Genomic DNA, 20,890 nt, shown 5'->3' on the forward strand with positions numbered 1-20,890 from the left:
GGCCGGCCGCGGCCGGCGGTGCCTTGTGGCCGACCCGAGCGGGGTCTGGTGCGTGCAGCTGCAAGGCGGAGGAGGGCGACAACGCGATGGGGGTCCCCCCGCGCGAGCGAAGCCGAGCGTGGGGGAGTTGGCAACCGACGACAACGCCGCAGATGTGCGTGCCAGACCCCGCGACCCCGGCACGATCCAAACGACACCCCCTAGCTCCGCGTCGCGGCGCCGCCTCAGTCCGTGATGATCGCCGGGTCGCTGGTTCCCGGCCGCCCGTTCTCCACGTGCCCGGCGAAGCGGCGCACGAAGGCGGGGTCGGTGTCGGAGGTGACCGTCACGTCGTACCAGCGGCGGCTGCGCGCGAGGTCGACGGTGTGGTGCGCGGTGGCACCGGGGCGCACGGTGAGGGTCCGGGTGCGGCCGTCGTAGGCGTTGGCGATCCGGAGCCGGGCCGTGCGGGTCCCGGTGTTGGTCAGGGTGAGCCGGAGGTCCTCGCCGCGGTGCCGCGCGGTGGCCTCGGGCCCGGCGGGCCCGGCGGCCTCGTTGGCACCCCGGAAGACCCGCAGGAAGCCGGCCGGGCCGTGCACGGTCAGGTCGTAGGAGCCGCCGGAGTACGCCGAGTTCCAGGTGTCCGCGAGGGTCTTGCCGGCCTCGGTGGTGTACGTCCAGGGGCCGTCGGTGCGGTTGCCGGAGGTGACGAGGAAGGCGGCGCCGGCCCGGGCGCCGGAGGCGAGGGTCAGGGTGAACTTCCCGGCCGCCGTGTCCACGGCACCGTCCGCGTACGGCTCGTAGCGCAGCGGGCGGGTGGGGCGCGCCCCGCGTTCCTGCCGGGGCATGCCGGGGTCCGCGGGCGGCGTCGGACGGTAGTCGGGGTGGCGTTCGCGGTCCGGCGGCTCGTAGGCGTCGGTGTCCGGCAGGCGGGCCGGGCGGCTGTCCGTGCGGGAGAAGTCGAAGGCGGAGGTCAGGTCGCCGCAGACGGCGCGCCGCCACGGTGAGATGTTCGGTTCGTGGACGCCGAAGCGGCGCTCCATGAAGCGGATCACCGAGGTGTGGTCGAGGGTCTCGGAGCAGACGAAGCCGCCCTTGCTCCACGGCGAGACGACCAGCATGGGCACGCGCGGGCCCAGTCCGTAGAAGCCCTCGCGGTGGGTGGCGCTGCCCTCGAAGACGTCCAGGGAGACGTCGACGGTGGAGCGGCCCTGTGCGGCGGACTTCGGCGGCAGCGGCGGCACCACGTGGTCGAAGAAGCCGTCGTTCTCGTCGTACGTGATGAACAGGGCGGTCTTCGCCCACACCGCCGGGTTGGAGGTGAGCGCGTCCAGGACCTGGGAGATGTACCAGGCGCCGTAGTTCGACGGCCAGTTGGAGTGCTCGGAGAAGGCCTCCGGGGCGGCTATCCAGGAGATCTTCGGCAGCGTGCCCGCCTTGACGTCGGCGCGCAGCCGGTCGAAGTAGCCCTCGCCGCTCTTCGCGTCGGTGCCGGTGCGGGCCTTGTCGTACAGGGGGTCGCCGGGCTTGGCGCCCCGGTACTTGTTGAAGTACAGCAGGGAGTTGTCGCCGTAGTTGCCGCGGTAGGCGTCGTCGATCCAGCCCCAGTGCCCGGCCGCGTCGAGGCCGTCGCCGATGTCCTGGTAGATCTTCCAGGAGACGCCGGCCGCCTCCAGGCGCTCGGGGTACGTCGTCCAGTCGTAGCCGAGTTCGTCGTTGCCGAGGACCGGGCCGCCGCCCTCGCCGTCGTTGCCGGTGTGCCCGGACCACAGGTAGTAGCGGTTGGGGTCGGTGGAGCCGATGAAGGAGCAGTGGTAGGCGTCGCAGACGGTGAAGGTGTCGGCGAGCGCGTAGTGGAAGGGGATGTCCTCACGGGTGAGGTACGCCATGGTGGTGGTGCCCTTGGCGGGCAGCCAGCGGTCGTACTTGGCGTTGTGGTAGGCGTCCTGGCCGTCGGACCAGCCGTGCGGGAGCCCCTCGAGGAACTGCATGCCGAGGTCGTCGGCCTCCGGGTGGAACGGCAGCACCTCCGTGCCGTCGCCCTTGCGCTGGTGCCACACCGACCTGCCGTCGTCCAGCCGCACCGGGTGCGGGTCGCCGAAGCCGCGGACACCTCGCAGCCTGCCGAAGTAGTGGTCGAACGAACGGTTCTCCTGCATCAGGACGACGATGTGCTCGACGTCCTCGATCGACCCGGAGCGGTGGTTCGCCGGGAGCGCGGCGGCCCGGTCGATGCTCGCGGACAGGGCACTGAACGCCGAGGTGGCGCCCGCGAGTTGGAGGAATCGGCGCCGGTTCACTTCGGCCATGGGGTGAGGGACCTCTCGCCTTGGGGGGGTTCAACCGGCGGGACGGTGCCGGGTGATGACGGAATGCGCGCGAAAGGAGTGTTCCAGGAGCAGCAAACGTCAGGGAAGGGTCCGGTGGCGCTGGTGTGAAAGTCACCGGTACGCGAGGTGTGCCGGGCCTGCCTCCCGGGGATGGTCGCGATCATGACAGGCATGCACACGGAAGCACCGGCAGCCCCCACCCGACGGCCCGTACGCCAGTTGCTCGCCGCCTCGGTGGGCAACGCGGTGGAGTGGTACGACTGGTACGCCTACACCTTCCTGGCCACCTACATCGCGGACCAGGTCTTCCCCGAGAGCGCGGACAACTCGCTGGTGCCGCTGCTGTCGACGTTCGCCGTGTTCGCCGTGGGCTTCTTCATGCGGCCGGTCGGCGGGCTGCTGATGGGCGCGATCGCGGACCGGCGCGGGCGGCGCGCCGCGCTGACGGTCACCATCCTGCTGATGGGCGGCAGCAGTCTGCTGGTCGGGCTGACCCCGACGTACGCGGCGGCCGGGGTACTGGCCCCGGTGGTCCTGGTCCTGGCGCGGCTGCTCCAGGGGCTGTCGGTGGGCGGCGAGTTCGCGGCGTCGACGACCTTCCTGGTGGAGTCGGCGGGGCCGGGCCGGCGCGGGCTGTTCTCCAGTTTCCAGTACGTCTCGACCACGGCCGGGCAGTTGGTGGCCTCCGGGATCGCGACGCTGCTGGTGGACACGTTGAGCGAGGACCGGATGAACGGCTGGGGATGGCGGGTGCCCTTCGTCTTCGGCGCCGTCCTCAGCCTGGTCGGCTTCTGGATCCGGCAGGGCGCGCAGGAGACCCGCAGCAGCGCGCAGCAGCGGGCGCCGCGCCCCGCGCTCTTCGAGGCGCTGCGCCGCCATCCGCGCGAGTCCCTGCTGATCTGCGGCATCACGGCGGGCGGCACCATCGCCTACTACACCTGGACGTCGTACCTGCCGACGTACGCCGAACTGAACGCGGGCGTCGCCAAGTCGGACGCGCTGCTCGCGGGGACGATCTCGCTGGCCTTCTTCGGGCTGCTCCAGCCGCTCGGCGGACTGCTCTCCGACCGGTTCGGGCGCCGACCCCTGCTGCTCTTCTTCGGCGTGGGCTTCGCGCTGCTGAGCGTGCCGCTGCTGCACTCCCTGCGGGACTCCTTCGCCGTGCTGCTGCTCGTGCAGTGCGCCGGGATGGTCCTGCTGACCGGCTTCACCTCCATCAGCGCCGCGGTCAACGCCGAGGTGTTCCCGCCGCGGGTGCGGGCGGCCGGGATCGGCTTCCCCTACTCGCTCACGGTGGCGCTGTTCGGCGGGACGGCACCGTACGTGGGCACGCTCTTCAAGGACCTGGGCCACGCCGGGATCTTCCCCTGGTACGTCGCCGTGCTGTGCCTGCTGTCCTCGCTGGTGTACCTGCGGCTGCCGGAGACGGCGCACAAGGAGCTGGAGCGCTGACGCCTGGGCGTCGCACCGGGGCCTCGCACCCCGGCCTCGCACCGGGCCCTGCCGCCGGACCGCCCCGGGTCACCCCGCCGGGCTTCCGGCTCACCGGTGCCAGAGGCCGCGGGCCAGGGCCGCTTCCGTGCCGGTGAGGTAGACGGCGGTGGCCAGCCACTGGGCCGCGTACTGGTCCCGGTCGTCCCCGGCCGGGCGGCCGAAGGCGTCCCGGGGACGGCGGGCGGCCACGGCGCCGAGCGCGGCGAACAGATCCGCGCCGGTGGCGAATCCGCCGCGGCGCAGGGCGGCGACGTGAGCGGCGCGGTCGCCGTCCCGCGCGGGTTCCGCGGCGGCGCGGCGTCCTCCCGTGGCCGCCAGTTCGACCAGGTCGCGCACCCGCCGCAGCGGCGAGTCGACCGGGCGGGCGTCGGCGGGTGGTACGTCGGCCGCGGTGATCCGGGCTGGGGGCGGGCAGGGAGCCCCGGCCGGGAAGTGCGCGTCGGCCAGCAGGTCGTAGCCGAGGTCGGCGCGGTCCCGCCACGCCTCCGGCAGCCGCAGGGTCCTCGCGGCGCCGGGCACCGGGCCGACGGCCACGGGTCGCAGGGTCGTGACCCGGCCGGGGTCGACCCGGCCGAGGACCCGTACCTCCAGCCCCGGACACGCGCCCAGTCGCCGGAGGTTGGCGGTGTGGGCGAGGGCGGGGTGCCGGTACGCCGGTGCCAGCCGGACGGTCGGCCCGGGGACGTCGGCGGTGCGGACGCGGACCAGCACCTCGTCGCCGTCGGCGGCGACGATCCGCACGTCGCACCCGGTCAGCGGCGGGGCGAACCCGGACCCGAGCCGGCCGGGGGCGGCGGTCGCGGGCACGGCGCCGGCCCAGGGGCGTCCGGCGGCGAAGGTGGCCCGGACGCCGCGCTCCGGGAGCAGGCGGCCGTCCGGGGCGACGACGGCACCGGTGACGATCAGACCGCCCCGGGACAGCCGCTCGTGGTCGCTCAGGAAGGACCGGAGGGCGACGTGGGCGGTCCCGGCGCGGCGGGCTCGCGCCGGGCCTCCGGGTCCGACGTCGCGGAGGCTGTACCAGCGGCCGGTGTCGTCGACGAGATGGGTGACGACGCCGCCCGAGTCACCCGGTCCGACCACCGGTTCGCGGCAGACGCCGTAAAGGCGCAGGGGTCCGTCGGGGTGGTGGTTGCGGGGGACGCCGCCGATCAGCCCGGGGTCGGGGTCGGCCGCCTTCAGCAGGTGGCTGACGAGGAGCAGTTCACGCAGGGCGGCGACCAGTTCGTCCGCCCGGTGGGCCCTGTGGGCGCCCTGCGGGTCACGCGTCTCGCGCAGGTGGCGTAGGACCCCGACGGCCGCGCCCTCCGCACGGTGCAGTCCGGCCAGGCGGGCCGTGTACGCGGCCCGGACCAACTCGGCCTGCGGGACCGCGCCCGCGGCGACGGCTCCGGCCGCCAGGACGGCTGAGGCGGCCGTCCAGAGCCCGCCGGCGGCCCGGACCTGCGCGGCGGACGGGCGGCCCGGGTCGGCGGGAGGAACCGATCGGCCCGGGACGGCGGGAGGAACCGATCCCGCGATGGGCACCGAACGCACGGCGCTGGCGACGGCTCCGGCGGGCGAGGCTGCGCCTGCGGCGGAGGGGCCCGGTTCGGCGGGGAGAGCTGCGTCGGAGGACGAGGCCGACCCGGCGGACGGACCAGGTCCAGCGGATGAAACACCCCCGGCGGATCGAGCGTGCCCGGCAGGCGGGACGGCTGCGACGGACGGGGCCCGCTCGGGAGACGTGCCCGGACCGGCGGACGGAGCAGCGTGGGAGGACGAGGCCAGCCCGACGGACGGAACAGGTCCAACGGACGAAACACCTTCGGAGGACCGAGCGTCCCCGGCAGGCGGGACGGGAACGGCGGACGGGTCTGGCGCCGCGGACGGGGCCGGACCGGCGGACGGGGCGGCTGCGGCGGGCGGGGTCTGCTCGGGAGGCGGGTTGGAGGCGGCCGGTGGGTCGGGTTTCGGGGCCGGTTCCCGGGGCGGGCTCGCGTCGGCGATCGGGCACGCGCCCAGGACCGCGGCGCGGTGGAGGCAGCGCGGGGACAGCAGGCAGGTGCAACGGGCCTGGTCCGGGGAGGTGATCGTGCCGGACGGGCCGGGGGCCAGGGTCACCCGCGCGTCGGTGCCGCAGCGGATGCCGTACGTGCCGTCCTCGGCGACGTCGACGGGCGTGGTGGCCAGCGATTCGACGGCCGGGTCGAGTCTGCGGCGCAGCCGGGTGGTCAGGCTCTCCACCGCGGCGGCGAACACCTCCGGTGCGACCGGTGGGAGCGGGGCACGGGTGTCCCGGTGGGGCGGGGTCATCGGGAGGCTCCTCGGACCTGTTCGCCGACCCAGCGGGCCAGCGCGAGCGGGCTGAGCGCGGCCACCGGCATCCCGGCGGCGGCGAGTCGGCGGGCGACCGGCACGGAGTAGCGGGGCGCTCCCCCGGCGTCGAGCGCGGCGCAGCCCAGCAGTCGGACGCCGGCGGACACCAGGGCTTCCGCCTGGGCCAGCAGCCCCTCGACCGCGGCACCCTCCTCGAAGTCGCTGACGACGACCACCAGGGTCCGGTCCGGCACCTTCACCAGGGAACGGGCGTGGGCGAGGCCGGCCGCGATGTGGGTGCCGCCGCCGATCCGCACCTCGAGGAGCAGGGAGAGGGGGTCGGCGACCAGGCCGCTGAGGTCGGCGACCTGGGTGCTGAAGGTGAGGAAGTGGGTGGAGAGCATGGGCGCCCCGCCCAGGACCGCGGCGGTGAGCGCCGCCCAGACCACGGAGTCCTCCATGGAGGCGGAGACGTCGACGACGAGGATCAGCCGCCAGTCGTTCCGCCGCGCGGTACGTGTCTTGAACACCGGCCGTTCGGGGACGACCTCGACCCGCCCGTCCGCCCGCCTGCGGGTGTGCGCGAGGTTGGCCCGCAGCGTGCGGGGCAGGTCGAGCGGGCCGCCGGGGCGCCGGGTGGGGAGCGGGGTGGTCAGGCCGGTGAGCGTGGGGCGTACTCGGGTGGCGAGTTCCCGGGTGAGTTCCTCGACCAGCCGTTTCACGAGCGGCCGCAGCGCGGCCAGCCGCTGTTCGGGCATCCCCCTGGCCAACGACAGCACGGTGGACAGCAGTTCCACGGAGGGGCGCGCGGTGGCCGCGTCGAGGAGGTCGACGGCGTCCGTACGTCCGTCGGCGACGGCACGCGCGAGGACTTCCTCCCTGATCTCCGCGCCGAAGAGGGCCTGGAGGTCCTCGGCCCAGTGCCGGACGCTGGGGTAGCCCCGCGACCGGCCGCCGGTCCGGTCGCCGCCCCCGCCCCCGCCCCCGCCCCCGTCTCCGTCTCCGTCTCCGTCTGCGGTGGGTGCGCTCGCGCCGGGTTCCGGCTCGCCGCCGCCTCCGCCGGCACGGCTCTCCCCCGTCCCCCCGCTCTCCTCTCCCGCTCCGTCGCCCTCCCGCCCGAACAGTTCGTCGAGGGCGCGGACGTACGGCCACAGGGCAGTCGGGAGTCGCCGGGTGTCACGGCCCAGCAGCAGCCGCCAGCGGTCCGCGGGGCCGAGCCGCGGGGCATCGGCGGCGGGCAGGGCCTCGGCGGCGGGACGCTCCGTCGGCGGCGCGGAATCCGAGGTCGCCCCGGCGCATTCCGGTGCCGGGGCGCGCACCAGGCCCGCCAGGCCCAGGTCCCGCAGCAGGGCGTGTCCCTCGTCGTCGGCCGCGGCCCACCGCCCGACCAGTGCGGGCGGCGCGGGCAGGCGGAGGTCGGGCCGGGTGCCCAGGCGGCCGGAGACGACCGCGAACACGCGGCTCCGTCCCTCCGCCGTGAGCGCCCGGAAGCCGCCGCGCAAGGCGTACAGCCGGTCGAGGAAGTCGCGGTCGCTCATGGTCTCCACGCGCTCGAAGAGCGGGCCCAGTGCGGTGGACGCGGACTCGACCAGTGGTCCGGCCGCGACGAGCACCCCGGTGAGTCGGCGTTCCAGCCGGTGCCGGCCGTCCGGTCCCGTCGCGGTGTCCACCCAGCCGGCGAGCCTCGCGCCCAGCATGTCCGAGCCGCCGAGGTCCAGCAGGACGCGGGCGGCCTGGGCCGCGCCCTGGAGGAGCGGGGAGCCGGTGCGGGAGAGCGCGTACAGCTCGCCGTCGAGCCGCAGGCCGAGCCGGTCCTCGGCGCTGCGGACGGCGAGGGTGACGACGGCGACGGCGTCCCGGGTCTCGTCGCTGCCGGCCAGTCCCGGCAGCACGCGGAGGGCGGCTTCCATCAGGAGGTCGGTGAGCCGCGCAGCCCGGGCCCGGACGCGTGCGGTGGTGCCGGGCAGGTGCCGTCGGCGCAGGGACTCCAACAGGTCCAGGGCATCGAGCAGTTCGGGAAGAGAGGCGGAGCCCGGCAGAACGCGCTCGGCCTCCGTGAGGCCGTCCTGGAGCAGGTCGGTGAGCGCGCACCGGGCCGCGGCGCCCAGCAGTGCGACGACCCGGGCCGGGGTGACCCGGCCGCCCTCGGCCGCCCTGCGGTGGTTCTCCCGGAGGGTGCCGTCGGCCGCCTGGGCGGCGGTGACGCCCCGGACGCCGACGAGGTCGAGGCGGGCGGCGACCGACGGGGTCCATGCGGCCCGCCACCGGGTGGTGAGGGCGCTGCCCTCCCCGGCCGCGGTCACCTCGACGGGCTCCGCGTAGCCCACCCCGCATTCCCGCAGGCGCTGGAGCAGGATCTCGCGCCGGGCGTCGAGGTCGGAGCGCAGCGGCGTGAACCGGAGGTCCCGGCTGTCCGGGGCGGCCGGTCCGGGCAGCCGCAGCGCGGCCAGTTCCGCCTCCACCCAGGGTCCGAGGCCGGAGCGGGGCGTGCCGGGTGCGAGCCGGCCGCGGCCCGAGCCGACGAGAACGGCGTCCAGTTCCCGGTCGGGGGCACGGCCCCGGCCGAGTACGGACGTCACCGCCTCCAGCAGTTCCGCGCGGCCGGGTGCGGGCAGTCCGCGCAGGGTGCCGAGGTCGCAGGCCAGTCGCAGGGTCTCGACGGCCTCGCCGGTGCCCGCCGTGTCGCCGGACGCGCGGATCTCCCGGCACAGTTCGGTGAGGAACCGGGCGGCGGCGTCACGGATACGGGCGGGGTCGCCGCCGGCGTCGAGCACCGCCTGCTGCCAGCGCGGGTCGCGGATGCCGGCCGGGTAGCCGGAGCGGGGGTCCAGCAGGGCGAAGGCGTAGGGCACGAGGGACGTGACGACCGGGGAGTCGTGGCCGCCCGGCGTCCCCGGCCCCGAGGCCGCGGCCAGGTCCGTGGAGGCCCCGGTCTCGGCATCACCATCACCATCGCCATCGCCACCGGCATCGGCATCGGCATCGGCATCGGCATCGGCATCGGCGAGCGCACCCGCACCCGCACCCGCACCCGCACCCGCATCGGTCTCAGCCTCCGCGGACTTGGCCCGCTCGCCCGGGCCGGCCAGGGCGGGTGCGTGGAACGCGCCGACCACCGCCGCGACCCGGCGCTGACCCACCTCGGCGAGGACCCGGCGCATGTGTGCCTCGCGGGCCAGGTCACCGGTCGCGATCCCGCCGTGGGCCGCGGTGTCCTCGCGCAGCGCCCGCCCGAAGGCGAGGGCGGCGCGGCGCACCGCCTCGGGGGCACTGCCGGGCGCCAGTGCCTCGACGGTGCGCTCCCACAGCGCGTCGACCTCGACACGGGTTTCGTCCGGCGGCCCGCAGGACCATCCCCGGTGCGCCAGCGGCAGGTCGCAGCAGACCACCTCCGCGCCCCGGTCCCGTGCCCAGCGGATCGCGGCCAGTTCCGGCGAGAAGTCGGCGAGCGGGTAGAAGTGCAGGCGCCCGTCCTCGTACGTACCGCTCAGGGCCACCGGCGCCACGGTCCGCCGGTCGGCGAGGTACGGCAGCCACGGCTGGAAGTCGGCCGGCAGTTCCACGCAGACCACCTCCGCGTTCGCCGCGTCGAGCAGCCGGGGGACGGCCAGGGCCAGTGCGGGACTGTGGTGGCGCACGCCGATCAGAAACGGCTGCGTACGGGCGGCGGGCGCGGGCGCGGGCGCGGGCGGCCGAGCGACGGTCTCTTCGCGTGCGGTCATGGGTCCAGGTGCGTGCGGGGAAGGGAGAGGGCGGGTGACGGGCGGGGACGGCCGCGTGCCGCGGCCGTCCCCGTGCCGCGCGTGTCAGCGGCGGCGCTTCCTCGGTCGCGGCACCTCCAGTTCCTCCAGGCGCGGTCCGTCCCCGTCCTGGACGCGCTGCCAGGCCTCCCGGTACACCGCGGCGACGGGCCGGGTGGGCACGACGACTCCGAGGACGGGTGCCTCCCCTTCCAGCAGGTCGTACATCGGCAGCTTCCACCGCTCCAGCGGCAGGTGCGGGTTGCCGGGCTGGGTCCAGCCGCCGGGCAGGAACAGCGAGCGTCCGGCCTTGGCGCGGCTGCCCTCGACCACGAGGTCGGTGGCGGCGAGTTCGGCCCGGGCGGCACGCAGCCGGGCGGTGCCGCCGCGCTGCCCGCCCCAGCCGGTCCAGCGTGCGGTGTTGCGGTCGGTGGGGTCCGGCATGGCGAGCAGCATCAGGTACAGGACGGCCGCGTCCTCGCCGACGCCGTACCGCTTGGCGGCCTCGCCGACCAGGTCGGGCACGGAGCGGGCGGGGTCCTGGGGCCACCACAGCCCGTCCGCGTCGCGCTCGCCCGCCAGGGGGTTGCCGGGGTCGGCGAGCAGTTCGGCGAACGACCGGTCGTGGACCAGGCGCAGCGCGGTCTCCTGGGCGTTCGGCCGCTCACCGGTGTACAGCGCCGCCAGGTGGGGATCGTGACCGGCGGCGTCCAGCAGCGCCGGCCGGATGGCGGGAAGCGGTTCCGTCCGCCCGGTGCCCAGGACGACCGCGCCGTGGCGTTCGAAGTCGTCGCCGGTCTCCGCGGGGTCTCCGGCGGCCCGCCGGAACGCCTCCCAGTCGATCCCGCGCCGGTCGAGGGCGAGCAGCAGGCCGGGGTGGGCCAGTCGCTCGCGCAGTGCGGTCAGTACGCCGGGCAGGGTGGCCCGGATCGGGTCGCCGGACGGGAGCCGGTGGGCGAGCCACGCGGCCAGGGCCACCGACCCCTTGAGGACCGAGCTGTCGAAGCGCGGCGCCTGCTCGGCGGTCTCCAGGTAGTAGCGGCCGAAGCTCCAGGTCAGGTCCTGCGTCAGCCGGGGCTCGGTGGCCAGGTCCACGAACCCCCGCAGGGCGTCGGCGGGTGCCCAGCCGACGGGTTCGACGGTGCGGACGGCGTCATGCAGCACGTCTTCGGGCAGCGGGGTGCGTCTGCCCAGCCGCTCGTTCCAGACCTCGGCCGCGCGGGCGGTGTCGGGGCCGTGCGTCCAGAGCCGGGACGGTTCGGTGGGCAGCAGTGCCGCCACCACGGCCCGCAGGGCGGCGCTGTCGAGGGACCTCAGCTCGTCCTTGGCCACGCGGGCGTCGGCCGACTTCACCCCGATGGCCTTCAGGGTCGCGGCCGGCAGGCTCGCGCGCTTGTCGTCGATCTGCGGCGTCCCGGCGAGCACGAGCCGGGCCGTGGTCGGGGTGACGCCGGTGCGCCGGGCGAACTCCTCGGCGGCCTCGGGGCGCCAGGGCGCGGGGCCGCGCTCGGCCAGTTCGGCGCGGAAGGCGGCGACCCAGCCGGGGGCCCGGGTCGGCTCCGGCACGAACGGCTCCCAGGACACCGGCGTGTAGGGGGCCGGTGTCTCGAAGCGGCCGGACGGGTCGTGGTGGACCGCGCCATAGTGCTTGCCCTTGACCTCGTGGGGTCCGTACTCGCGGACGAACTGGTACCAGTCGTCGGGGAAGACGAGGAACTCCCCGCCCTCCAGGTCGAGCACGGTCCCCCGGGTGTACCCGTGCGTTCCGCCCGGCCCGTCGAACGTGGCGGGGTCGAAGGCCAGGTGGACGCGGCGCCAGTGGCCGGGGTCCAGCTCCGTCAGCCCGTGCGCGTCGAGTTCGCCGAGGAAGGTGTCCAGGGCCTCGCGGTGCTCCGTCACGGTGGCCTGCGAGGCGGCCCTCAGCGCCAGTACGGCGGGCAGCTCGGGCAGGGCCACCGCGTTCAGGTGCTCCAACGGCGCCCGTTTGTCGAGCGACAGGTGCAGGATGCCGGCGGGGGCCGGTTCGGCCTCGCCCTTCATCGACCGGGAGAGGAGCCGCGGCAGATCGAAGAGGTCGTGCCGGAAGTCGTAGTACCCACGCGCGTCGCGTTCGGTCAGGCCGGCGCCGTTGAGCGCCGAGGCGAGCAGGCGGTCGCCGAGCGCGGGTCGCGGTTCCTCCGGGCTCTCGCCCTGGACCGCCGAGTCCAGCCGGGCGAGCAGCCCGTCCAGGACGCGCTGCTGCTCGGCGGCGTAGCGCGCCACGCCGCTGATGCCCCGGAGCAGCGCCTCGTGGCCGACCTCCGGGAACAGGGTGCGGACGGGTGCGAGCACCGCCTCCCGGTCCGCCGCCTCGTCCCCGGCCGTCTCGGCCACGGCCGCCGCCAGCAGCTCCGTCGCGAGGTCGTCGCCGACCCGGCGGAGCGCCGCGGAGCCCTGCGGGTCGCGGGGCACGAGCAGGTGCCAGTAGCGCAGGGGCGGCAGCAGGGGGGTGCCCGCGGAGAAGGGGCCGGCTGTCTGATCACCCTTGAAGTGGGCGAGCACCGCCTGCTCGGAGTCCCGCAGTTGGAGGGCGCTCGACCATCGCATCACGGTGACGACCCGGTCGGTGCCGGGGAAGACCAGCGCGTTCTCCGGGTTCCCGCCCACGCGCCACGGTACGACGACCGTGTGGCCGGCCAGGTCCTCTCCTTGCCGCGAGCCGTCGGGCCGGACGATCACCCGCCAGCCGAGCAGCCCGTCCACCGGGGCGCACATCGGGCCCGGCTCGGCGGACGGGGCGGGCAGCAGCCAGGCGGCGCCGAGGGTGCTGCCCTCGGGCGCGGCACGCAGCCCTTCGGTGAACCAGTCCGGCGCGCCGCGCTCCCCCACCGTGTCGTCGGCCGGTTCATAGGCGTGCCAGCCACTGTTCCGCTCGGCGGACCAGTCGTCGACCCAGAGCCAGTACGACGTGCCGTCGCTGATCACCTGTCGCCGCCACGGGACGTGGGTGTCCCCCGGCCGTAGCACTCCGCGGCCGCTGGTCCTGCCGCCCCCGGGGAGCGGAAGGGTGACGGACGGCATGCCGTTCGTCCCGCCCTTCCCGTCCACGTGGCAGGTGTAGGAGGAGCGCACGTCACCGTCGAGTTCCGTCGTCGGCGAGATGCCGGTGTCGGGGTGGTACCAGTAGCCGTACGAGGTGGACGGGCCGGACGCGTACCAGGAGACGAGCAGTCCGCCGTCCACGTACCGGACGTCGGGGCGGCCCGGGCCCCCCTCGTCCGGGAGGCGCAGTTCGTGACGGAGAACAGTGCCCTGCGGGCCGAGCACCCGGACGTGCGTGCCGTCGAGGACGACGAGGTGCGGCCAGGCCTCGGCCACGCGCGTCTCGCGGACCCGCTCCGGGGACGCGGCCGAGCCGATCGCCTCGTCCCAGGCGGGCCAGCCCAGTTCGTCGACGATCCCGTCGCGCAGGGCGCGGGCGAGCACGGGCGCCATGCCGGTGCCCAGCGCGTCCCGCACCTCCTGCTCGGCGGTCGCCAGGATCTCGCCCGGCAGCCATCCCAGCGTCTCGAACGGACCGCTGTTGAGGGCGAAGTCGCCCAGTCCGCCGGTGAGGTACCCGCGGCTGACCCCGGCCACCCACTCGGCGAGCATCGGGCGGCCGCCCGGTGACTCGGCCAGCCGGGCCACGGTGCGCTTGTCGATGCCCTCGCGCTCGTAGGTGGGGCAGCCGCTGCGGAAGACTTCCCGGAAGCGGGTGTCGGCCGCCAGGGCGAGGAGGTCGCGCCGTCCGTCGCGGGCCGCCCACTCCTGGAGGTTGAGCCACGGGCGGTCCTCGGGGGTCCCGACCGGGACGTCCAGGGCGAGGAGCTGGTCGAGGAGGTTGACGTCGCCGACGGGCGGCCGCAACGTACCGTTCTCGTCGTTCAGTTCGGCGCGGAGGGCATCGGCCATGCGGTCGAGGAGGGGGTACAGCTCGGAGGGCGCGATGTGCCGCTCGTGGGTGCGGCACAGGGCGAGGAACCTGCGGGTCCAGCCGGCGGTGCCGTCGGGCGACCGGGCCTCGGCGGGCAGCGTGGCGTCGCACAGTCCCTCGGTGGCACCGGTCTTCTCCAGCAGGTCGAGCCACTGCCCGAGCTCCTCGTGCTCCCACTCGGAGGGGAGCAGTCCGAGCAGGGTGCCGCGGGCGGCGGGTTCCCGCCGGGTCAGTTCCAGCAGGGCGGCCCGGTGGGCCTTCCACCAGCCGGGCGGTGCCTTGAGGGTGCCGGGCAGCGGCAGCACCTCGCGCAGGTACGCCATCTCCTCGGCGAGGGCTCCCTTGCCCGCGACGGCCTTCGCCAGCTTTCGCAGGTCACCCGCGCCGGGGCTCGACGGTGCCACGCCGTGCGCGGCGAGCCGGACGAAGAGGCCGCGCAGGTGCCGGAAGGCGGTGGCGGCCGGCACCCGGGACGAGAGTCCCTTGGCATAACTGGAGAGCACTTTGGTCGGCATGGCGTCGGCGAGCGCGAACTCCAGGAACACCGCGTCCATGCGGGCCTCGTCGAACGGCAGGGCGTGGGCCGTCTCGGCCTTGCGCGCGTTGACGAACATCTGGGAGGCGTACGCCTTCTCGCCGGCGGCCAGGAACACCCGGCCGGCCTCCTCGTAGAAGGTGGGCAGGAAGTGGGGCACGGAGCCCGCGAGGCGCTCGCCGATCGACTCGTAGGCGGCGCGGGCCCGCTTCGCCCGGGTACGCACCGTCCGCGCGACCTTGTTCATCTCCTCGACGAGCGACATCGCGAGATGGCCGTCGGAGGGGTGGCGGACCAGCACCCACTCGGGGAAGCCCATGGCCCGGTGCTGTCCGACGCCGACCTCGACCGGCTCGCCCACGGGCAGCAGTCCGAGGAATCCGCCTCCGCCCCCGTCTGCGGCGTCTCCCGCGGCGGGCTCGGTGCCGGACGGGTCGGCGGGCGTCAGGCGTACGACGATCCGGTCGTCGAGGCCCGGATGCCGGTAGGCCCGGGTGAACACGGGCACGGCCCGGTCGCCTCCCCCGGTGGTGCCGGGCGGCAGTACGGCTCCGGCGCGCAGCAGCTCCGCCACCTCTTCCGCCGCCTCGTGCCGTGTCGTGCCGTCGCTCATGATCGCGTGCCTTTCATGGGTATGCGTGTCGCTGTGGCGTTCACTCGGCGCCGTCCGTGGGCACGGTGCGGCCGGCGTGCAGGGCGGCTGCCATCCGCATGCCCTCGGAGTAGGCGACGGGGCCGACCTCGTGCAGCGGAAGACTCCGGTACCCGTCCCCGTGACTCCAGCTGAGGCCGCCGGTCCAGGCCTTCTCCTCGGTATAGGGGTCGCTCATGCCGACGGAGGCGGTGAAGACGCGACCGGCGTCCCGGACGCGGTCGACGATGCGGCTCCCGGAGATCCGGTAGCCGAGGGACGTGGCGCGGGCGGACAGGTGGAACCACGAGCGGTACTCGGCGCCCGCGAACTCGGTGACCACGTCGGTGCCGCCGTCCTCACCCGCCCCGGGAGCCGTCCAGGTGGCCCGGTGGATCTGCTCCACGCCCTGCACCACGCCCAACTCGGCGGCGAAGGTGCGCAGTTCCTCCAGATCGGGGAGGAGCACCGGGTGGGGCATGGTGACCGTGCGGGGGTTCAGGCGGACGGTCTCGCCGTCCAGGTTCACCACCCGCAGCCCGTCCGACTCGTCCGCGTCGCGCAGGAAGCCGACCTCGTCGGGCGCCTCGCCGACCACGACGATGTCACGCAGCGCCGTCTGCCACGCCTCGTCGGGCCACACCCGGGCGAGCAGCCCGGTCGGCACCGGGAGCGAGGACACCATCCAGGTGCCGACCTGCGCCGCGCACTCGGCGGCGTGCCGGTCCAGCCACTCGGCGAAGCGCTGGAGTTCGACCACCTCGGGGCGGTCCCGTATCTCCGCGGGCAGCGTCCGCTCCCGCTTCCCCTCCGAAGCCGTCCCCGCCGCCGCGGTGGACCGCGCCACCACCCGGCCCTCGACCAGGGCGACTTCGTACGTGTCGCCCGCTGCCAGCCAACCCATCAGCTCTTCGCCTCTCCCAGTACTAGGTACACGGCACAGCACCCCGGGCCCTTGAATCGGCACACTCCGCTGTGGCGTTGGCCAAAGACTAGGGGCACCCACCGACAGCCTCGGGAGCCGTCCGCGCGGTGCCTTTCGCGCCAGATTGGACAGCGGCGGCTTTCGGCCGGGCCCGGTATCGCCAGGACCTCGGGCCGATCGGGCCCGGGCGGCGCGCGCGGCCGGCCACGGGCGGCGGAAACCGCCCTGGCCAGGACGCCAGGGGCCGCGACGCGAGGACGGCGGACTCTCGTCGGTTCACACACGGGCCGAAGTCGTCCGGCGGATTGGTGTGTTATCCGCCCTTCTTCGCTGCCGCACCCGTCTCGATCGTCCCCCGACAAGCCTCTGACGACGGCGAATTGCCTCCGATGCGGTTCGCACGTGCGTACGCGTCGTGTTCCGCCGTCCCGGATGGGGGCACATGGCCCGATGGCGCGGGGGCGCGCGGAGCCCGGCGGCCCGAACGGGGCCGCCGCTGACAAGGGGTGGGGGAGATGGTTCGTATTGCCGTGGTGCACGACGAGAAACTGCTGCGGTCGGCACTGGTGCAACTGCTCAGATCCGACGACACGCTGGACGTGACCTCGCACTGCCTCGACGCCGACGGTCCGGAGCCGGGTGCGGCATTGCCCGCCGACGTCTGTGTCGTGGACGGAGAGTGCCTGACGGGGCCGGAAGTCGCAGGCGCCGGACGTCTACGGGCCCGGTACGGGGACCGGCTCGTGGTCCTGGCGACAGCCAAGCGGCCGGGAGTGCTGCGCCGGGCCTTCGACGGGGGCGCCCTCGGGCTGGTCGACAAGAACGCCCCGGCCCATCGGCTGATCACCGCCGTGCACACGGTCGCCCAGGGCGAACGCTTCCTGGACGAGACGCTCACCGTGGCCCTGCTGAAGGGCGCGGAGATGCCGCTGACCACGAGGGAACTGGGCGTGCTGGCCCTGGCTTCGCAGGGGGCGCCGATCGCCGAGATCGCGGCGCGTCTGCACCTGTCCCGGGGGACGGTCCGCAACTACTTGGCCACGGCGGTCCGGAAGGTGGGTGCCCGCAACCGCGTCGACGCGATCCGCATCGTCCAGAGCGCCGGCTGGACCTGACGCGTCACGAGTTCCAGTGTCCCGTCAGGTCTCGGTAGAGGGGCGAACGGCCCAGCAGTTCGGCGTGCGTTCCGCACTGCGCCCGTACGCCGTCCAGCACCAGTGTCCGGTGGGCACGGACCGCCGAGGACAGCCGGTGCGCCACTACGACCAGGGTTCCGGGCCGCCCGGCGAGGGCCTCCTCCGCGCGGGCCTCGGAGGCCGGGTCGAGATGGCAGGTGGCCTCGTCGAGCAGCAGCAGCGGGGCGGGCGACAGGTACGCGCGGACCAGCGCGACCAGTTGCCGCTCCCCCGGCGAGAGCTCGGCGGGGCGCACCGTGCCGTCCAGCCCGCCCAGCCGCTCGACCAGGGGAGCGAGACCGAACACCCCGACGGCCGCGTCGAGTTCGGCCCGGCACGCGTCCGTCCTCAGGTACGCGAGGTTGTCGCCGACGGTGCCGGAGAACACGTAGGCGTCCTGCGGGACCAGCACCCGGAGCGCGGCGAGCTCGACGGCGGGGCGCCCCGTCACCGGGCGGCCGGCCACGCGTACCTCGCCGCGGCTCGGCGCGAGCGTTCCCGCGACGAGGCGGGTGAGGGTCGACTTCCCGATGCCGCTCGGTCCCACGACGGCCAGGTGTTCACCCGGCGCGACGCGCAGGTCGAGCGTGTCGAGCACGGGCTCGGCGCGGACGCCGTAGGACAGGGTGACGGCCCGCAGCTCGACCGCCGGGGGCGCGGCGGTGTGCGCGGCGAAAGCCGTCGCCCCCGGTGCGCTCGCGGTGCTCAGCCGCGCCCGCGACTCCGGCACCGACCCCAACTCCGGCCCCGGCCCCGACCCCAACTCCGACTCCGGCTCCGACTCCGGCTCCGACTCCGACTCCGGCTCCGGCTCCGGGCCGAGGATCCGGTCGAGGACGACCAGCAGCCGGGACCCCGCCGCGCCCAGCGCGGTCATCAGGGTGTGCAGGGCGGGCAGCAGGGACTGGACGAGGTAGGTGAACGCGCCCAGCAGCGCCCCCACGCTCACCCCTCGCCCGCGCAGCCACTCCACCGCCACCAGCAGCGCCAGCACGGGCAGGTGGCCCGCGACGCCGAGCGCCGCCGTGCGCACCGCCGCCCATCCGGCCAGCGTCCGGGCCGCCGCGGCGGCGTCGGCGACCAGGTCCGCGCCGCGCTGCTCCACCCCGGGCCCGGTCCCGCAGGCGGCGAGATCCCGCAACGCCGCACGCGCGCTCGCCGCGTGCTCGCCCAACGCCTCGTCGGCCGCCAGGGCCCGGCGCTGGGCGGCCGCCATGGGCCGCAGCGTGACCAGGAACAGCGCGAGCCCGGCCGCCAGCGGGGGCAGCACCACCAGGAGCAGGGCCGGGTGCAGGGACAGCAGGCCGAGCAGTGCGCCGGCGGCGGTGAAGACGAAGGACCGCAGGGAGAGGACGAGGCCGGCGAAGCTGTCCCGGGCGATCTCGACCTGGTTCGTCAGCCGTGAGACGGCCGCGCGGTCCGTCCCACCGGGGCCGCCCGGCGCCGCCCTGGCCATGGACCGGTCGACCGCACGCCGCACCAGGCCGTCGCGCAGCGGCTCCGTCACCCCGGCGAGCTGCGCGAACACACCCCGGACGACCCGGGCGCCGGACAGTACGGCGACCAGCGCGACCCCGAGCCACAGCAGTCCCCGGCGCGGATCACCGGCGAGGAACCCCTCGTCGACGGAGCGCGCGACCGCGTGGCCGGCCAGGAAGGCCTGCCCCGACTCGGCCAGCGACCAGAGCGCGAGCCGTACCAGCACTCCCTTGCGGTGGGCGAGGAAGCGGCGGGCCGGCGGTGCGAGGCGGCGCAGCGCCCCGGCCTCGGCGGACGTCACGGGCGCGCCTCTTCGGGCTCGGGACGCCGTACGGTCCCCGGGCCACTGCCGCCGACACCGCCACCGCCACCGGGACCGGGACCCGGACCCGGACCCGGACCCGGACCGGCATCAGTATCGGCTGCCGCGCCGGCGCCGAAGACCTCCCGGTACCCGGCCGTGTGCCACAGCTCGCGATGGGTTCCGACGGCGCGCACCCGTCCGTCCTCCAGCCAGAGCACCAGGTCGGCCCGGTCCGCGACCGACGGGCGGTGCGCCACCACGAGCCTGGTCCCCGGCCGCACCGAGCGACGCAGCGCCAGGTCCACCTCGTGCTCCGTGGCGGTGTCCAGACTGGACGTGGCGTCGTCCAGCACCAGCAGCCGCCCGGCGTGCGCGAAGGCCCGCGCCAGTCCGAGCCGCTGGTGTTCCCCACCCGAGAGGGGTGCCCTCGGCAGCGGGGTGTCGTAGCCGTGCGGCAACCGGCGTACGAAGCCGTCGGCGCCCGCCGCCCGGGCGGCTTGGCGTACCCGCTCACGCGACGGCCGCCGCGCCCCGGTGGCGATCGCCTCCGCGACCGTGCCCTCCCCCAGTACGGGGCGTTCGAAGGCGTACGCCACCTCGGTGCGCAGCGCCTCGTGCGTCAAGCGGTCGAGCCGGACGCCGTCCAGCAGGACATGTCCCTCGTCGGGGTCGATCAGCCGTCCCGCGACGGCCGCCAGGACGGACTTGCCCGCCCCGCTGCGGCCGACCACCGCGACCGTGCTGCCGCCCGGCACCCGCACGCCGTCGGCGCGCAGCACCTCCCTGCCGCCGCGCAGCACGCGCACCCCGCACAGTCGCAGCTCTCCCGGACCGTTCGCAGGCAGCCGCCTCGTGCCGTACGCCGTCGCGGGCATCCGTTCCAGCTCCCGGGTCCGGCGCCGTGCCTCACGGGCCCGGACGATCGCCCCGAGCAGGGACGCCGCCGCGCCGACGCCGGCCGTGAGCTGCGCGTACCGGCCGACGGCGAGCAGGTCCCCCACGCTCAGTTCGCCGGCCGCCAGCCGCAGCCCGCCGACGGCGGTGGCGGCCAGCGTCAGCAGCGGGACCAGGACACCGCTCCGGCCGAGCGCCCGTCCGTGCAGCGCCCACATGTGGCGGCCCTGGGCGGCCAGTTCCGCCAGCGGTGCCAGGACCCGGGCCCGCTCCCGTTCGCCGGTTCCCGCGGCGCCGATCGTGTCCGCGCCCTCCAGGGCTTCCAGCAGCCGGGAGGCGATCAGGGACTGGGTGCGCTGGTAGGCGGCGACGGTGGCGCCGGTGTCGCGGGCGAAGGAACGCAGCAGCAGCGCCAGGGCGGGCAGACCGGTCAGCACGCAGAGCGCCACCCACACGTCGACGAGCGCCAGCGCCACCAGGGCGCCCAGCGGGGTGATCAGTGAGGCGGCCAGCGCCGCGCGGGCCGCCGGAGCGCCGCCCGCGTCGGCGGCGTTGAGGGTCAGACGGGTCCCGATGTCGCCCGGCGGGTACGGCCGCGCGTGGTCGGGGGCGGTGCGCAGCAGACCGCGCAGGGCGCGGGTGCGGACCGACGCCGCCCAGGTGGCGTTGCAGCGGCCGGTGAACAGCGAGGTCGCGCTGTCCAGCAGCAGTTCACCCAGGAGCAGTCCGGCGCTCAGCGGGAGCCACCATCCGGCGTCGCCGTCGCGCAGGAGCAGATCCAGGGTGCGGCCGAGGGCCAGGGGCTGGGCCACCGCCGCCAAGGCCGCCGCGGCCGAGCACAGCAGGACCAGGGTTTCCAGGGCGCGCCCCGGCGCCCGCGGCGGCACGGGCCTGCTCTTTCGCACCGGTGAGAACCTCCGTACGTCGTGCGCGGGCAGGCGTCGGCGCCCCGGGCCGGAACCCGGGGCGCCCGCGCCCGGCGACGTGACTCACCACGTCGCCGTGGCCGTCAACCCCTGTGTCAGTTACAGGTGGTGATGCTCAGGCTGCTGTCGCCGCAGAGCAGGAGGCTCGCGCGGCTGCCGGTCTCGACGTCCCCCATCGCCTCTTCCTTGGGGGTCTCCATCGACTGCAGGTCGAACAGGTTCATG

At 75.4% G+C, this 20,890-nt stretch carries 10 protein-coding genes; 2 read left to right on the forward strand and 8 right to left on the reverse strand.

The features are described 5' to 3' along the window. Positions 1 to 224 precede the first annotated feature (224 nt). Positions 225 to 2,288, reverse strand: a complete 2,064-nt coding sequence (locus tag B9W62_RS05650) for a phosphocholine-specific phospholipase C (protein ID WP_087805776.1) — start codon at positions 2,286 to 2,288, stop codon at positions 225 to 227. Between the two features lie 171 nt (positions 2,289 to 2,459). Here B9W62_RS05650 and B9W62_RS05655 point away from each other — a divergent pair, with 171 nt between their 5' ends. Continuing rightward, on the forward strand, positions 2,460 to 3,761 hold the full coding sequence (locus B9W62_RS05655) for an MFS transporter (protein WP_179235366.1): 1,302 nt from the start codon (positions 2,460 to 2,462) through the stop codon (positions 3,759 to 3,761). 90 nt (positions 3,762 to 3,851) lie between these two features. Here B9W62_RS05655 and B9W62_RS05660 read toward each other — a convergent pair whose 3' ends face one another. From B9W62_RS05660 to B9W62_RS05675, 4 genes are all read right to left on the reverse strand, one after another. Continuing rightward, positions 3,852 to 5,330 carry a hypothetical protein gene (locus B9W62_RS05660; protein ID WP_179235278.1) on the reverse strand — a complete coding sequence of 493 codons (1,479 nt, stop codon included), beginning with the start codon at positions 5,328 to 5,330 and terminating at the stop codon, positions 3,852 to 3,854. Positions 5,331 to 6,094: 764 nt separating this feature from the next. Then, positions 6,095 to 9,823 (reverse strand): DUF5682 family protein, encoded by a 3,729-nt coding sequence (locus B9W62_RS05665; RefSeq protein ID WP_087805780.1) that lies wholly within the window; start codon positions 9,821 to 9,823, stop codon positions 6,095 to 6,097. 84 nt (positions 9,824 to 9,907) lie between these two features. Next, a complete protein-coding gene (locus tag B9W62_RS05670; protein ID WP_087805782.1) occupies positions 9,908 to 14,944 on the reverse strand; it encodes a DNA-binding protein in 5,037 nt (1,678 codons plus the stop codon). A gap of 40 nt (positions 14,945 to 14,984) precedes the next feature. Beyond that, the gene (locus B9W62_RS05675; RefSeq protein ID WP_087805784.1) at positions 14,985 to 15,866 is read right to left on the reverse strand and encodes a DUF4132 domain-containing protein; all 882 of its coding nucleotides are present in this window, start codon (positions 15,864 to 15,866) and stop codon (positions 14,985 to 14,987) included. A 527-nt stretch (positions 15,867 to 16,393) separates the two neighbouring features. On the opposite strand from B9W62_RS05675, the gene ramR reads away from it, so the two are divergent. Further along, complete coding sequence (gene ramR, locus B9W62_RS05680) at positions 16,394 to 17,002, forward strand: two-component system response regulator RamR (RefSeq protein WP_160166096.1); 609 nt, start codon at positions 16,394 to 16,396, stop codon at positions 17,000 to 17,002. A 4-nt stretch (positions 17,003 to 17,006) separates the two neighbouring features. Here ramR and B9W62_RS05685 read toward each other — a convergent pair whose 3' ends face one another. The 3 genes from B9W62_RS05685 to B9W62_RS05695 form a co-directional block, all read right to left on the reverse strand. Next, a complete protein-coding gene (locus B9W62_RS05685) occupies positions 17,007 to 18,842 on the reverse strand; it encodes an ATP-binding cassette domain-containing protein (protein WP_087805787.1) in 1,836 nt (611 codons plus the stop codon). After that, positions 18,839 to 20,644 carry an ABC transporter ATP-binding protein gene (locus tag B9W62_RS05690; protein ID WP_256976195.1) on the reverse strand — a complete coding sequence of 602 codons (1,806 nt, stop codon included), beginning with the start codon at positions 20,642 to 20,644 and terminating at the stop codon, positions 18,839 to 18,841. The genes B9W62_RS05685 and B9W62_RS05690 overlap by 4 nt, the downstream gene beginning before the upstream one ends. Before the next feature lie 116 nt (positions 20,645 to 20,760). Further along, entirely contained in the window at positions 20,761 to 20,889 is a 129-nt protein-coding gene (locus B9W62_RS05695) for a mycelium formation morphogenetic lantipeptide SapB (RefSeq protein WP_003972313.1), read from the reverse strand. Position 20,890 lies beyond the last annotated feature (1 nt).

Origin of the sequence: Streptomyces sp. CS113 (genome assembly GCF_002188365.1) — a bacterium.
Taxonomy (GTDB): Bacteria; Actinomycetota; Actinomycetes; order Streptomycetales; family Streptomycetaceae; genus Streptomyces; species Streptomyces tendae.

Bases quoted from the DNA above. Each gene is read 5' to 3' on its own strand.
- B9W62_RS05650 (WP_087805776.1), bottom strand. From the start codon at position 2,288: ATGGCCGAAGTGAACCGGCGCCGATTCCTCCAACTCGCGGGCGCCACC.
- B9W62_RS05655 (WP_179235366.1), top strand. From the start codon at position 2,460: ATGGTCGCGATCATGACAGGCATGCACACGGAAGCACCGGCAGCCCCC.
- B9W62_RS05665 (WP_087805780.1), bottom strand. From the start codon at position 9,823: ATGACCGCACGCGAAGAGACCGTCGCTCGGCCGCCCGCGCCCGCGCCC.
- B9W62_RS05670 (WP_087805782.1), bottom strand. From the start codon at position 14,944: ATGAGCGACGGCACGACACGGCACGAGGCGGCGGAAGAGGTGGCGGAG.
- B9W62_RS05675 (WP_087805784.1), bottom strand. From the start codon at position 15,866: ATGGGTTGGCTGGCAGCGGGCGACACGTACGAAGTCGCCCTGGTCGAG.
- B9W62_RS05695 (WP_003972313.1), bottom strand. From the start codon at position 20,889: ATGAACCTGTTCGACCTGCAGTCGATGGAGACCCCCAAGGAAGAGGCG.